Origin of the sequence: Sphingobacterium mizutaii, from assembly GCF_900187125.1 — a bacterium.
Taxonomy (GTDB): Bacteria; Bacteroidota; Bacteroidia; order Sphingobacteriales; family Sphingobacteriaceae; genus Sphingobacterium; species Sphingobacterium mizutaii.
In genome coordinates this window covers 4077597-4092969 of sequence record NZ_LT906468.1, presented here as the reverse complement: position 1 = coordinate 4092969, position 15373 = coordinate 4077597, and the positions used below count along the sequence as shown (strand labels likewise).

11 protein-coding genes are annotated in these 15373 nt (G+C 41.2%); 9 read left to right on the top strand and 2 right to left on the bottom strand.

All coding sequences use genetic code 11. The features are described from left to right. Window positions 1–256 precede the first annotated feature (256 nt). The 3 genes from CKW03_RS17685 (at window position 257) to CKW03_RS17675 (ending at window position 2238) form a co-directional block, all read left to right on the top strand. A complete protein-coding gene (locus CKW03_RS17685) occupies window positions 257–598 on the top strand; it encodes an ISAon1 family transposase N-terminal region protein (RefSeq protein ID WP_197700950.1) in 342 nt (113 codons plus the stop codon). Window positions 599–713: 115 nt separating this feature from the next. Further along, the gene (locus CKW03_RS17680) at window positions 714–1064 is read left to right on the top strand and encodes a transposase (RefSeq protein WP_157739562.1); all 351 of its coding nucleotides are present in this window, start codon (window positions 714–716) and stop codon (window positions 1062–1064) included. A 1-nt stretch (window position 1065) separates the two neighbouring features. Further along, complete coding sequence (locus tag CKW03_RS17675) at window positions 1066–2238, top strand: ABC transporter permease (protein ID WP_157739560.1); 1173 nt, start codon at window positions 1066–1068, stop codon at window positions 2236–2238. A gap of 600 nt (window positions 2239–2838) precedes the next feature. Here CKW03_RS17675 and CKW03_RS20940 read toward each other — a convergent pair. Further along, entirely contained in the window at window positions 2839–2985 is a 147-nt protein-coding gene (locus CKW03_RS20940) for an integrase core domain-containing protein (protein WP_093099672.1), read from the bottom strand. A gap of 567 nt (window positions 2986–3552) precedes the next feature. Next, window positions 3553–3816, bottom strand: coding sequence for a transposase (locus tag CKW03_RS17665; protein WP_394365256.1), 264 nt, complete (start codon window positions 3814–3816; stop codon window positions 3553–3555). Window positions 3817–4008: 192 nt separating this feature from the next. Here CKW03_RS17665 and CKW03_RS17660 point away from each other — a divergent pair, with 192 nt between their 5' ends. The 6 genes from CKW03_RS17660 (at window position 4009) to CKW03_RS17635 (ending at window position 15363) form a co-directional block, all read left to right on the top strand. Then, entirely contained in the window at window positions 4009–5034 is a 1026-nt protein-coding gene (locus CKW03_RS17660) for a LacI family DNA-binding transcriptional regulator (protein ID WP_093099133.1), read from the top strand. Window positions 5035–5253: 219 nt separating this feature from the next. Then, on the top strand, window positions 5254–7839 hold the full coding sequence (locus CKW03_RS17655; RefSeq protein WP_093099131.1) for an alpha-amylase family glycosyl hydrolase: 2586 nt from the start codon (window positions 5254–5256) through the stop codon (window positions 7837–7839). A 26-nt stretch (window positions 7840–7865) separates the two neighbouring features. Next, window positions 7866–10826, top strand: a complete 2961-nt coding sequence (locus CKW03_RS17650; protein ID WP_236736528.1) for a SusC/RagA family TonB-linked outer membrane protein — start codon at window positions 7866–7868, stop codon at window positions 10824–10826. 78 nt (window positions 10827–10904) lie between these two features. Then, window positions 10905–12461 carry a RagB/SusD family nutrient uptake outer membrane protein gene (locus CKW03_RS17645; RefSeq protein ID WP_337975701.1) on the top strand — a complete coding sequence of 519 codons (1557 nt, stop codon included), beginning with the start codon at window positions 10905–10907 and terminating at the stop codon, window positions 12459–12461. Window positions 12462–12469: 8 nt separating this feature from the next. Beyond that, on the top strand, window positions 12470–13489 hold the full coding sequence (locus tag CKW03_RS17640; protein WP_093099130.1) for a SusE domain-containing protein: 1020 nt from the start codon (window positions 12470–12472) through the stop codon (window positions 13487–13489). A gap of 17 nt (window positions 13490–13506) precedes the next feature. Next, entirely contained in the window at window positions 13507–15363 is a 1857-nt protein-coding gene (locus tag CKW03_RS17635; protein WP_093099129.1) for a glycoside hydrolase family 13 protein, read from the top strand. Window positions 15364–15373: the final 10 nt, after the last annotated feature.

Genomic DNA, 15373 nt, shown 5'->3' with positions numbered 1-15373 from the left:
TTGATACTATAATCTATTTGACCCAGATCTGCGATTTTTCGGTGATTTTTACCTTTAGTAGCACTATTTATCCTTGTCAAACACCTACTTGATTTTGTTTTTTTGAGTTGTTTTTGAAATAATCCAAAAAAAAGTTTTCTCCTTGTCACCAATTGGGTATAGTTGGATCATGTACAAAAGTTGTGGAGGGGATAAAAAATAATTAGATATTTGTGCTTTGATATTTATACAGATGCACGAATCTTTCAACACTTTAATGCCCTTAATTATCCCCGAAGGAGTTTCCGATTATTTTGAGATGACCCACTATTCCAAAGAAGAAAAAAGACTAGATATCTTTCTGGAGGAACTCAATAATACACCTGAAGAATATCAAGGCCAGAAGTTGATTTCCAAGGGATTTTTCGAACCCGTTACCCTTCAAGATTTTCCTATCCGTGGCATGCAGGTCTATCTTCATGTCAAGCGCCGCAGATGGCTCAGCCAAGATACGGACAAAGTAGTTTACAGAAATTGGGAGTTAGTAGCCAAAGGGACGCGCATCACACAGGATTTCGCAGCTTTTTTAAAAGGTATCAGCGGACAACCAGGCTCATAGCATCCAGACTATCAGTTCATTCTATGGGATATCAGCCAGTAAACTAAGGAGATACTACCGCAATAAACTGAGCGGTTTCCAGGATTGGGAGCATCGCGAAAATGCGCGAAATGGATTGTTCTTCCCACAGAATGTCAGCGGCCATCTTTCTATTGACGAGACCTGCCTATCCCATGGCGAGCTCTATACCGTTGTCACCAATAAAGAAGCACGGGGCAAAAAAGGGACCATTGTAGCCATACTGAACGGGACAAAATCAGAGAACATTATCCCGATCCTTCAAAAGATTCCACATAGATTACGCAATAAAGTTCAAGAGATAACGCTTGATCTAGCCGGTAATATGGGATTGATAGCCAAAAGATGCTTTCCCAATGCGGTTCAAGTAATAGACCGTTTCCATGTTCAGCAACTTTATATCGGTCACCTTGCTGGCTGGTGGATATCCTGCGTTCAAAATTGCTGACATGAACGCGAAAGAAACTTTAAGGGGTGACGTTACCATTGGATCATCCAGGCTAAGGTGCGGGTTGACTGTCCTTCAATTTTCAATATCAGTACTATTTATTATCTCTGCAATTGTCGTCAGTTCACAGGTAGAATATATGGCAAGCCGTTCCCTTGGCTATAATACATCAGAGGTCATCAGCATTCCGATAGGTAAGGGAATCGACAAAGAGCAGGCATTGGAAAGGATGCGTGCGGAGCTCTCGAAGGAGACCTGGGTAAAAGCTGTAAGTGCGTCGGACGTTAATCTGGGACTGGGCAGCGATGGGACCTTGAGAAGTAGCATTTTGAAGTTTTCTCAGGAAAACAAAGATTACAGTACCAATTATATGCGTATTGAATATGATTTTCTCAAGGCTCTAGAAATCAAGTTACTTGCGGGTCGTGATTTCGACCGGACTATGTCTACAGATACCGCTGCTGTAATCGTTAATGGTAAGATGGCAGAGCAGATGGGCGGTATTCATCGTATTTTAGGAAAAAATATTGCGCTCAACGCAGGAAGTACAGTAATAGGAGTAGTCGATGACTTTCACTTTCAGCATCTCCGGAAGAAAGTGGAGCCATTGAGTCTTTCCATAAATCGAAACGTTTCTGATATTGAGTACCTTTTTGTCAAAGTAGAGACAGATTTACTTCCTAAAACGATGGAGAATATTTGGAAGGTATGGAAAAACGTAAATCCGGATGCGACCATTCCAGCCTCTTATCTGGATGAGAATGCAAATAACTTATACAGAAAGGACCGTACGTTTTCCAATATCGTAATGATGGGCTCCGGTATCGCTATTGTCATTTCCTGTATGGGACTTTTTGCGTTGGCTCTGTCTGCCACCGCAAGGAGGGTTAAGGAGATCGGTATGCGTAAAGTCTTGGGAGCATCGGCCTGGAGTGTCATAAGACTAATTTCGTTGAATTTCATTAAGCTGGTCTCTTTGGCATTTGCGATTTCTGCCCCCATTGCCTGGATGCTCATGAACTCTTGGTTGCAAACTTATGCATATAGGATAAAAATGGAGTGGTGGATGATGGGAATTGCTGCAATTATCATATTTTTAATAACCTTCGTCACCATATTTTGGCAAACTTACCGGGCAGCTACAGCAAACCCTGTCGAAAGTTTGAGAATTTGATAATACTACTCTTGTCTAATTTTGGGCCAAGGACACAATAATCAAAGAAATGGGGATTCCAGTTTCCTGTGTGGATGCGAAATTATAAGAATAACCTCTTTTACAAAGAGAATGCTATCGTTTTTTATATCCATTAACATTGAAACGGTACATAAAAACAAACCAAGTTCAAAATACGCTTTATGCAAGAATTATACATCCAAACATTGATCAGAATGGGAACGTCGCTCAAGGATAAAATACAAAATGTCTATTAAACTTATTTACAGTTTCCACCGAATATGGAAAAATGGTTCAATTTAGTGTTTTTGTGCACTTTTATAAAAAGCTAGCTTATTGCGTATCCAAAGTACGTCATAACGCCTTTTCGTTATTCTGGATCCTCCGATTGACTGTAAGCCATTAAAATATTATTCAGTTAAATGAACTTGTAATCTTCCCTATAAACAGCTACGATTATTAATGTAGTTTTATAATTTTTGACCTCTCCCCGTATTTAGGAGTCTTCTAAAATAGAAAATTCCGCTGTTTTGACCTGGTTTTCCATGTAAATTTTTCTGGTATCTGATCCCCCAGAAAGCTGTGGGATGGAAAGGTGTTTTATTCCTCCTTCCAGATTTCAATTTTCTGTTTCGCATCTTCCAATGACAGGAACCAATGTGCATTCAGGCACTCTTCAAGGAAACTACCATTAACGGACTCAATATACAGATTATCTGTGGGTTTACCCGTCGGGAGAAGATTAATTCTACCTGATTCTCATAAGCCCATCGATCGACCTTTTTAGAAGCAAATTCCTACCCGTTATCTACGTGTATCTTTTTGGGTTTTGCTCCTGAAGCAACCGGAGTTCTTCTAGAACAGCGACCACGTCACTCCCTTTAAGACCCTATCCGACCTGAATGGTCATGCATTTCCTACTCTAATTATCCACTACAGTTAAGCAGCGGATTTTCCGGCCGTCAAACAACGCATTAGCAACGAAATCCATGTAGCAATCGTACATACTAGAGAAAGTAGGCCTTTCGGAGCGATGTGAAGCAGCCCGACAACGTCTGGAACGCTTTACGTAAATTCAGCCCTTCTTTCTCCATAAATGCGATAAACACGTTTATAGTAGTCTTTCCAGCCGTCTCTTTTTAACAAAACATAATATGCTCAATACCATAGCACACTCTGGACTCAGCAATATTCCGTATGCGTTGACGAGATGATCATCATTCCTGCGAAAGTGCTTATAATACCAAACAGACGTACTTAACAGGGATACTTGACGCAAGCCGCAGCGAAACATGCTAGTCCGCCATAAGAGCTTTAACCATCTTTCTTCGCTGAGCGGGCTTCAATACTTTTTTTTACTATATCCTGCAAGATCTGTTTGTCTAGGCTAAGGTCGGCTACCAGCTTCTTCAACTGGACATTTTTCTCTTCAAGCTGCCGCAGACGACGCAGGTCCGAACTCCCTAAACCACCGTATTTCTTCTTCCAATTGTAAAATGTCTCCTCGCTGATCCCCATTTTTCTACAGACTTCCTCCACTCGGGGGCCTGTCTCGGCCTGCTTGATCGTAAAAGCGATCTGCGCTTCAAGATTAGTAATTCGACCCCGAATTCTTTACTTTTTAAATACTCCAGCTTTTGGGGATGAGGTTAGTTTTTCGTAAAGTACGCTGAGACTTAAACGGTTAATTCATAGGAAATTCAAAATTATAATATGCAACGGTTGTGGATCGTCCTCCGAAATAGTATCTTTGTAAGATTTATCATAATAATGGCAAACAGCATCACTATCATCGAGTTGGCAGCAGCGTTGGGGTTATCAAAATCTACTGTGTCACGTGCGTTCAGGGGCAATAGTGATATTAATGCCGCTACCAAAGAGCGGATATTAAAAAAAGCCGAAGAATTGGGATTCTCCCCAAATCTGTATGCCAGTAATTTAAGAGGAAGTAAGAGCTCTACTATTGCGATTATCATTCCGGAATTTGGCAATAAGTTTTTTTCCCAGGCTATTAAGGGAATTGAACTTATAGCCAGGAATAATGATTTTCATGTATTGGTGTATGTCACGGATCATAGTGCTGACAAAGAGGCTGCAATAATCCGCACATTGGTCAATGGCCGGGTGGACGGCGTGATCATGTCGGGGTCGGGAGAGGGCAAGAGCCATCAATACCTCAAACTGTTAAAGAAACACAATCTTCCTTTGGTTTTTTTTGACAGGTATTATGAAGATATCAATACCATTTGTGTAACTGGTAATGACTTTGAGTCCAGTTACCTGGCCACGTCGCACCTGATTGAGAATGGATGTAAAAAAATAGCTTACCTGGCTATCAATAAGAATGTCTCTATCGGTAAAATCCGTATGGATGGTTACGCTAAAGCGCTGTCTGATGGAGGCATTAAGTTTGATGAACAGCTGACTCTTGACACTTCGAATGATGCCGAAATCAACTATCGAGATATTGAGCAATTAATAAAAGAGCAATCGCCAGATGCCATATTTGCTTCCGTGGAACGGTTGGCAATTAGTACCCTGCGTGTGACAAAAACCTTAGGCATACATATCCCTGATCAAATAAAATTGATCTGCTTCTCCTGTCTTGAAATCGCAGATATGCTGAGTCCCGCTTTGAGTGTGGTAAAACAACCCGCTTATGAAATGGGGAAAAAAGCCACTGAATATCTTTTTGAGATCATGCGCGGTAACCGAGAGGCTGATATACAGGAAGTGTTATTTTTGGAATCTGACCTTATCTTCCAGGAATCAAGTCAAAAAAAATTAACTAAATAGCATTTTTTATTTTCAAAATATTTTTTTTTCCCTACTTTAGCAGAAGTTTCGGGAACGTTCCCAAATCTAGCAGTACATCTTTTTGGAAAAAGATAATGCACCAATTATAAGTTTTAAAAATAAGATTTAGCATTAGTTAGTGGTCTATAGAAGTTTTTGCAATGCCAAATTTGGTTATGATATCATCTGCTACTTTCTGACGCCCTTATTACAATAGTTATGATAAACAGGTTTCCGCTCATATTATTTGTGTTGTTTTCGACAACCGTAATGCTATCGTGTAAAAAAGATATACGAAATGGAAATGAAATAGAAATTCCTGCTGAAACAGCGAAAGAGGGATTCATAATTTCTACGACTGATTTTGTATTTCTGGATGAAGAAGTTACCCTAGTCTTCGACTTATCTAAGGGGAACAAAGAATTGATGCAGGAAAAGGATGGCCTTTATTTACATGCAGGCTTGATTACCAGTGCGAGTGCTTCAGAAAAAGACTGGAAACATGTGACTACAGAATGGGGAAAAGCTGATGCGGCTTATAAGCTCAAGCACCTTGAAGCCAATAAATTTAGCATTAGCTTTGTACCAAAGGACTTCTTTAATATTTCGGAGCAGTTATCTGCCACACATATCGCGCTATTGATTCGGAATATGGATGGATCTAAGGTCGCCCGTAATAAGGATGGCTCGGACATGTATATCCCGATCCGGGCAAAGAACCAGTTGCAAATAGGTGTTTCAGCACCCGTTCTGCAGCCAACCTATCAGGAAATAACAGAACAGGATGAGTTTGAGAAGGGTTATGATTTGCCTTTGGTTTTTGCGGTATCAGCAGCTTCTGCTGTAGAAATATCACTGAATAACGAGGTTGTAAATACTTTCTCGCAAACGACTAAAGTTGATACTAAGATCAGGTTAGACCGTGGTGGACTGAACAGGCTATCGATAAAAGCTACCTCAGCTAATCAATCGGTCCAGCGGGATATTTATGTGATGGTATCTCAGGATGTGACGACTGCCGAACTGCCTTCCGGAGCCAAAGTTAATGGTGTTACGATCAATAATTCGACTAAGAAAGTTGTTTTTGCCTTATCCGCACCCTCAAAAAGCAGTGTCTACCTGTTGGGTAGCTTTAATGATTATGTGGCTACGGAACAGTCTTTTATGAAAAGAACGGCTGATGGCAATACCTGGTGGATAGAAGTTTCGGATCTTGATTTTTCTAAACAGCATACGTATCAGTTTTTGGTGGGTGGGCAGATTAGGATAGCAGATCCTTATGCCGTTACCGTTTTGGATCCGGAACATGACACATCTATCCAAATACCTGCTGAATTGCCGTCATATCCTACCGGAAAGACATCGGGAATTGTTTCTGTCCTGAATCTCTCTCCGGAATCCTATACCTGGCAATCAACTTCATATGTACGTCCGCATCCCTATGATTTGGTTATTTATGAACTGCATGTCCGTGATTTCTTGGAAAAGAAAAATTATACGACGCTACGGGATTCTATTCCTTACCTCAAAGCTTTAGGAGTGAATGCTATAGAATTGATGCCAGTGCAGGAATTTGAAGGCAACTCAAGCTGGGGTTACAATCCTTCCTACCATTTTGCACTAGATAAGTATTATGGTAGTGCAAAAGCATTTAAACAATTTGTCGATGCGTGTCACGCGAATGGTATTGCTGTAATATTGGATGTCGTGTTGAACCACGCGTTTGGACAATCGCCTTTGGCCCAACTGTATATGCAAGGAGGAGTGTTGCAAGCTAATAACCCCTGGTTTAATGTAGTGCCGACACATCCATTTAATGTAGGATACGATTTTAACCATGAAAGTCCACTGACCAAGCAGTTTGCAAAAGATGTGATGCGTTATTGGATAGAAGAATATAAGATTGATGGCTATCGGTTTGATTTATCCAAAGGTTTTACGCAGAAAAATTCGGGAACGGCTGAGAGTAGTGTTGGGACATGGTCTGCGTATGATGCAAGCCGCGTAGCATTATGGAAAGAGTATAACAATTTTATCAAGGCCATTGATACGGATTTCTATGTGATATTGGAACATTTTGCGGACGATCAGGAAGAAAGGGAATTAGCGAATGAGGGTATGTTTTTGTGGAACAATTTAAATCATAATTTCAATGAGGCATCCATGGGATATATTGCTAATTCGAATTTAAGCAGGTTGTTTCCACAAAGCCATGGTTTTACGCAGCCGCGTCTGATTTCTTATATGGAATCTCATGATGAAGAGAGGCTGATGTTTAAGAATCAAATGTATGGGAATACAGGTTCAGGCTATTCTACCAAGACATTGACAACCGCCCTGAATCGCATGGAGCAGGCAGCCACCTTTCTGCTATTTGCTCCGGGTCCAAAGATGATATGGCAGTTTGGAGAAATTGGTTATGATATTTCCATCAATGAGAATGGACGTACAGGCGATAAGCCGTCGAAATGGAATTATCGTTCGGATGCCAACCGTGCTAATCTTCTTAAGCATTATGCCCGATTGATTCATTTTAAGAAAGAGAATACTGTATTTCGGAACCCGGCTAGTGAATACGTTCTGACAGGTGCTGTAAAGTATTATATCCTGCAACAGGGTAATCAAAAGGTGATGGTTATCGGAAATTTCGATGTCGTGAACCAATCTTTTCAGGTCAGTGCGGCAATGGAAGGCCCCTGGTATGATAACCTGAATAGCGGAACAACAGTCAATTGGTCCGTAGGGCAAACAATCCAGTTGTCTCCGGGACAATATTATTTATTGAGTAAGGATATTTTAAAATGAAATTATAAACCCAAAAAAGCAATATTATGATGAGCAAATTTACAATTCAGCGGATCATGCTGTTCTATCTCATGATTACCTTGTCGCTCACCGCATTTTCACAGCAGCTTACCATATCTGGTAAGATTACGACTACGGCTGGGGAATCATTGGCTGGTGCGACAGTACGGATTAAGGCATTGAACCGATCTACTTCGACCAGTGTGCTGGGCGAGTATCGTTTTGATGGTTTGGCTGCAGGAAACTATATTGTAGAGGTGAATAGTGTGGGGTACGTATCGCAGTCTAAATCTGTAGCTACTCAAAACAACAGTATACAGTTAGACTTTACGCTGGAATCAGATCAGGCTAATATCGATGAAGTCGTCGTTATCGGATACGGTACGCAGCGTAGGGGAGAAGTAACGGGTGCTGTGTCCACAGTAAATGAAAAAGATTTTCAAAAGGGAGTTATTTCAAGCCCTGAACAATTGATTACAGGAAAAGTGTCGGGCGTTCAGATTACTTCGGGTGGCGGACAACCTGGTGCAGCCAGCACGATCAGGATACGTGCCGGAGCATCGCTCAATGCCAGCAATGACCCGTTGATCGTGGTAGATGGTGTGCCGTTTGGCGGACAAGGTATATCCGGTGTGGCTAACCCGTTAAGCCTGATAAACCCGAATGACATTGAGACATTTACAGTCTTGAAAGATGCGAATGCTACCGCTATCTATGGATCAAGGGCATCTAATGGTGTTATTTTGATTACCACTAAAAAGGGAAGCAGGAGTCCAAAGATTAATTTTTCGACACAAAATTCCTATGCTACTATTGATCGTACAGTCGATCTGTTAGATGCTAACCAGATCAGAGACTATGTCAACGCGAACGGAAGTGATGTCATGAAAGCCTTGTTGGGGTCGGAGAATACCGATTGGCAGGATGCCATTTATAGGAATGCCTTTGCTTCAGACAATAACCTAAGTGTGGCTTCCAGTGTTAAAAACATACCTTACCGTGTTTCTTTAGGTTATCTAAATCAGGATGGGGTATTGAAAAATGACAATATGCAACGGACGTCTGCAGCACTTTCATTGAATCCGAAATTATTGGACAATCACTTAACCATAGACCTGAATGTTCGTGGTGCCTGGTCTAAATCGAAGTTCGCAACCCAGGATGCGATCGGGGCAGCTATACAGTTTGATCCTACACAACCTATATATAGCGATCAGTTTGGAGGATATTACGAGTGGGCCAATGGCACTTCTCCAAACCCTAATGCCCCTCGTAACCCGTTGGCATTGCTTGACCTAAGAAAAGACAATGGACAGGTGTTTCGTACTTTTGGAAATATTCAATTGGATTATTCTTTCCATTTTCTGCCAAAGCTACATGCAAACCTGAATTTAGGTTATGACAAGAGTCGCGGAGAGGGCAACACATTCACACCGGCTATCGCTGCCCGTAATTTTAATGAAGGTGGAGAACGTATACAGTATAAAAATGATATCGATAATACGATGGCAGAGTTTTATCTGAAATATGCCAACAATTTTGAAAATATCAAGAGTAATATTGACGCTACGTTGGGATATGGTTATTATGACAATAAAACCACGGTTAATAATTTTGATCGGGTAAATGAAGCAGGAGATGTATTAAATACACCGGTATTTCCATTTGATGTGCCTCAGAATAGATTGATTTCTTACTATGGGCGATTGATCTATACATATGATAGCAAATATATCGTATCAGCTACACTGCGTGCCGACGGATCATCACGCTTTAGTCCGGCTAATCGTTGGGGATATTTTCCTTCGGTTGCTTTCACCTGGAAATTAAAAGAAGAAGGATTCTTACAATATAGTGAAGCACTATCTGATCTGAAATTAAGACTAAGCTATGGACAGACCGGTCAACAGGATGGGATAGCGAATTATTCGTATATGCCTAATTATATCAATAGTTCTAATGAATCTATGTACCGTATGGGCGACGAATACTATTACCTGTATTCGCCGGTAGCTTACGACGAGAATATCAGGTGGGAAAGTACGACCATATCAAATATTGGTGTCGATTATGGTTTTGCTAATGGAAGAATATTTGGTAGCCTGGATGTATATACCAAGAAGACGAAAGATCTGTTGAGTTCTATACCTGTTGCCGTGGGTTCTAATTTCAATAATTTCCTGTTGACAAATGTGGGTAATATGGAAAATTTCGGGGTAGAATGGAATATCAATGGGGCACTTATCAAACGTGAAAAATTAAACTGGGATCTGGGTCTCAACTTTACGTACAATACAAATAAAGTGACGAACCTGACTTTGGTAGATGACCCGGATTTTATGATTGAGACAGGAGGAATACAAGGTGCAACGGGTAACAATATCCAGGCACATACGGTTAATATGGCACCCAATAGCTTCCGTGTATTTAAACAAGTGTATGATGAGGCCGGAAAACCAGTAGAGGCTTTGTATGCAGATACAAACGGAGATGGAACCATAAGCGACAATGACCGTTATTTTTATAAATCACCATTGCCTAAATTTTTACTAGGGTTCTCTACTTCGGTAGACTATGATAAGTGGTCTATAGGTACAGTGTTGCGTGCCAATATCGGAAACTATATTTATGACAACGTTTCTTCAAACTTTGGCAGTAGCTATAATGTGATTGATGCCGCTTCGCTGGTCATTAATAATGCACCGGTGGACTTCTTAAATACAAATTTCAGGGAGAAACAGTTGCTAAGTGACTACTATGTTAAGAACGCTTCGTTCCTGAAAATGGACAATATCAATGTTTCTTATCGGATCGGTAACGTATTGAAAGGTAACCGTACCGCGAGCCTGACTTTGTCCGGTACTGTTCAGAATGTATTTACGGTGTCTAAATATAAGGGAGTGGATCCGGAAATAGCAAATGGTATAGACAACCGTTTCTATCCTAGGCCAAGGACATTTATAGTAGGTGTTAATTTGGCATATTAACAGATGAAGATTGGTAAACGTGAAAAAAACAGCGCAATGAAAAGATTTAATAATTTCAACTATATCATTCTGGTATTTATGGCGGCAATAGTGATGTCTTGTCATAAAGACTTAGATTTAAAGCCAACAAATGATGTTACGGCAGATATTGTTTTTAAGGATGCAAAAGGTTATAAAATGGCGTTTGCACGTCTTTATGGCTCACTAACATTAACCAGTAGTACAGGTCCTAATAATTCGGATCTGGGAGGCCTGGATCCGGGTACTTCCGATTTCCTGCGGTTATTTTGGAATGCTCAGGAACTGACCACAGATGAGGCTGCTAGCGCCTGGCTCAATGACCCGGGTATCAGTGGTTTGGACTACCTGACCTTTGAAGATAGTAATCCTATGTTAAGAGGATTGTACACACGGTGTGTCTATACGGTAACACTCGTTAACGAATTCCTCAGAGAGAGTACTGATGAAAAACTAAGTAGTAGGGGAATAACGGCAGCAGAAGCAGAGGAAATAAGGGTTTACAGAGGTGAAGCCAGGTTTTTACGGGCATTTAGCTATTGGGTTTTGCTGGATTTATTTGGCAACCCGCCTTTCATTACCGAAGAGAATGGAGTCGGTAAAGAGGCGCCACAGCAAATTATGCGACCAGATTTATTCGACTATGTAGAGTCCGAGCTATTGGCTGCAGCTGATATTATGAAAGCTCCCCGTCAAAATGAGTATGGACGCGTAGACAAATCAGCAGCTTGGGCATTGCTGGCACGGTTGTACCTTAATGCCGAGATTTATTTAGGCACTGGTAATGCGCATTATACAGAAGCGATCACCTATGCGAAGCAGGTCATAGAATCTGGCTTTTCGTTAAAGAGTAATTATGCGCATTTGTTTTATGCGGATAATGACAAACAAAATAATGAGTTTATCTTTTATCTACCCTATGATGGTACCTCTACGCAGAATAAAGGTGGTACTACCTACCTGCTCAACGCAGCGATAGATGCGTCCATGGATCCTACATTGTTTGGTATACCGGGAGGTGGCTGGGCAGGAAACAGGGTTCGTGATAATATAGCTGACATATTTGGCGATTGGAGTGGAGCCACGGATAAGAGAGCGATGTTTCATCTGAATACTTCGGTAGAGATAGAAGATATCAGTGTCTACAAGCAGGGATTGGCGGTCACTAAATTCCGAAATGTTAATCAGGATAATTCAGTTCCAAACGCGGCAGAAGGTTTTATTACGTCTATTGATTTCCCATTGATACGTTTGCCGGAGCTTTATCTGATTTATGCGGAGGCAGTGCTGAGAGGTGGCAGTGGGGGAAGTACAGCTACGGCTTTGACCTATTTCAATGATTTGAGAGAACGGGCTTATGGCAATACATCCGGTAATGTGGCGACGATTACATTGAATGATATTTTAGATGAGCGTGTTCGGGAATTGTACTGGGAGGGATTCCGCAGAACAGATTTAATTCGTTATGGATTGTTTACGGGTGGTAACTATTTGTGGCCTTTTAAAGGAGGTGTTCTTCAAGGTCAGGCAGTTCCGGCCTATCGCAATTTGTTTCCACTGCCAGCGGCAGATTTGATTGCCAATCCAAATTTAGATCAAAATCAAGGGTATAACTAAGTAATGATATGAAGACATTGACATATTTATGGTTGTTGATAGGTATAGTTTTTACCTTGCAATCTTGTGATAAAGATGAAACAAAAACGGTATTGCTTGATGAACAAAGCCGTACGTCAGCAGTACTGGCAGTCAGCTCGTCTACTATAGTCCTGAGCAAAGAGGTGGCGGATCAGACTATGCTGCAGATTCGGCTTTCACCTGCAAGTTTTGGTTACCAGGCCGCGATTAGCAATACCTTACAGTTTGCTGTCAAGGGGAGCAATTTTGCCGAAGTCAAAGAAGTTATTATTCCTAATGGACAAGATAGCCTAGACTTTACGGGGGATAACCTGAATACGCAGGTGTTGGCATTGAATGTTCCTACAGGAGAACCTACTGCTATTGAGGTGCGTATCAAGTCTTCGATATCCGGTAGTATTGCTCCGGTTTATTCCACACCGGTATCTTTGGAAATTACACCTTATGCTGCGGTTAGCTATTTGTATGTGCCGGGTGCTTACCAGAATTGGGTTATTGAGGTAGCCGAATCATTAATTTCGCCAACGAGTAATTCGATCTACACGGGTATAATTTATTTTCCGGAAGCAGACTCTGAGTTTAAAATTACACCTTTACGTGATTGGGCTCAATCGTTTGGTGATGCCGGTGACAATAAGATTATACTGAATGGAGGAGGCAATATAAAAGCTCCACGTGCAGGTAATCTGGAGCTTACCGTGAATACCAATAATAATACCATAGCATACGCCGATCATTCCTGGGGTGTTATCGGGGATGCTACTCCGGGAGGATGGGGAGCAGATACGGATATGCGCTATGACAATGCCAATCAAGTCTGGAAGGTGACTGTCGATTTTGTGGTCGGTAATTTTAAATTCCGCAAGAACCATGATTGGGGTACAAACCTGGGCGGTGCAAACGGAACCCTTAGTGCAGGTGGTGCCGATATCGCTGTATCACAAGCCGGAACGTATGATATCATACTGGATGTAACGAATAATACCTATACCCTTGTTAAAAAATAAGCATTGAAACAAAAAACATGAAAAGAAGAACTTTCGGAACCTTAGTCCTCTCTAGTCTACTGCTGTTGGCTAATCAGGTCATAGCACAATCTATTCAGCGTATCGAACCATTGCACTGGTGGGTAGGTATGAAAACTAATAAAATACAGCTAGTGGTATATGGGGATGCGATTGGAGAATGTACACAAGTGAAAATTTCCAAACCGGGAATAGACTTGCTAAGCGTACACCATGCCGATAATAAGAATTACCTGTTCTTAGATATTCATATTGGTGCTGATGCGCAAGCAGGACAGTACCCGATTGAATTTTATAAAGGCAATAAGAGGGCCGGAAGTTTTTCTTATCAATTAAAGGAAAGAGATTCAAACGCAGTAAAAGCGCAGGGAATCAATTCTTCTGATTTGATTTATCTTATTATGCCCGATCGGTTTGCGAATGGAAATCCAGGTAATGATATCGTAAAAGACATGCGTGAGACTGCTTTAAATCGGGATTCTATGTACTATCGTCACGGAGGAGATTTGGAAGGTGTAGTTGGTAAATTAGATTATTTGCAAGATTTAGGTATTACATCTGTATGGCTGACTCCGGTATTGACTAATGATATGCCCCAGGCATCTTATCATGGTTATGCCAATACCGAAAATTATCATATCGACCCTCGCTTTGGCACGAATGCGGATTACAAGCGATTGGGGGATGAGCTTCATCGCAGAGGGATGAAACTGGTACATGATGTGGTACCTAATCATGTCGGTCTGTACCACTGGACCGTCGTGGATAAACCGATGACAGATTGGCTTCATGAATGGCCTGAGTTTACGCAGACTACCTATAAGGACCAAACGGTCTTTGACCCCTATGCATCGCAAGATGATCGTCGTAAGATGGAAAAGGGATGGTTTGACACCACAATGCCGGATATGAACCAAACAAATCCCTATGTCAGAAATTACATTACACAAAGTCATATATGGTGGATCGAGGAAGCGGGTATCGACGGATTCAGGATAGATACCTATCCCTATAATGATCTGCAGTTTATGGCGGATTGGACACAGTCTATTGTTGATGAATATCCTGATTTTACATTTTTTGGAGAGACCTGGGTACATTCGGTTCCTAATCAGGTTTATTTTCTGGGAGGACAGCAGGTAGGACAGTCTATCGATACGAAGTTGATGGGGGTTACAGATTTTCAATTGAATTATGCTATCGGTGAAGCTTTAAACAAAGAGATGGATTGGACAGGAGGAGTCAATAAGTTGTATTCAGTGCTGGCTGCAGATTATCAATATCCTCATCCGGAGTGTAACGTACTGTTTCTTGATAATCATGATAAAGACCGCTTTTTCTCCGTGGTAGAAGAAGATATTACCAAATATAAGTCTGCTGTTGCCTGGTTGATGACTACCAGGGGTATACCCCAACTTTACTATGGGACCGAAATCCTAATGAAAAATTTTAGTAATCCGGATGGTCTGCTACGGGAGGATTTTAAAGGGGGCTTTTCAGGAGATGCGGTTAATAAATTTGAAGCGTTCGGTCGTACCGGGGATGAGCAGGATATGTGGAGGTATGTGAAAACATTAGCTAACTACAGAAAAAATAACCCGGTGCTACATACCGGTAAGACGATGCAGTTTGTCCCCGAAGATGGGATCTATGTCTATTTCAGATATGATGATGACAAGACAATCATGGTCATTATGAATACGAATAAAGAATCGAAAATGATAAAAACAGGTCGTTTTGCTGAGTGTATACAAAACTATAAGCAGGCAAAGAATATCATGACGGATAAGGTTTTCAATATTCATGAAGACCTGTCGTTGCAGGCAAAAGAAACTATGGTATTAGAGTTATTTTAAGGATATATAG

What these genes read in the sequence shown, in the direction of transcription:
- CKW03_RS17645 (WP_337975701.1), top strand. Translation starts at nt 10,905, where the DNA reads ATGGCGGCAATAGTGATGTCTTGTCATAAAGACTTAGATTTAAAGCCA.
- CKW03_RS17660 (WP_093099133.1), top strand. Translation starts at nt 4,009, where the DNA reads ATGGCAAACAGCATCACTATCATCGAGTTGGCAGCAGCGTTGGGGTTA.
- CKW03_RS17650 (WP_236736528.1), top strand. Translation starts at nt 7,866, where the DNA reads ATGATGAGCAAATTTACAATTCAGCGGATCATGCTGTTCTATCTCATG.
- CKW03_RS17640 (WP_093099130.1), top strand. Translation starts at nt 12,470, where the DNA reads ATGAAGACATTGACATATTTATGGTTGTTGATAGGTATAGTTTTTACC.
- CKW03_RS17685 (WP_197700950.1), top strand. Translation starts at nt 257, where the DNA reads ATGCCCTTAATTATCCCCGAAGGAGTTTCCGATTATTTTGAGATGACC.
- CKW03_RS17655 (WP_093099131.1), top strand. Translation starts at nt 5,254, where the DNA reads ATGATAAACAGGTTTCCGCTCATATTATTTGTGTTGTTTTCGACAACC.
- CKW03_RS17635 (WP_093099129.1), top strand. Translation starts at nt 13,507, where the DNA reads ATGAAAAGAAGAACTTTCGGAACCTTAGTCCTCTCTAGTCTACTGCTG.
- CKW03_RS17675 (WP_157739560.1), top strand. Translation starts at nt 1,066, where the DNA reads ATGAACGCGAAAGAAACTTTAAGGGGTGACGTTACCATTGGATCATCC.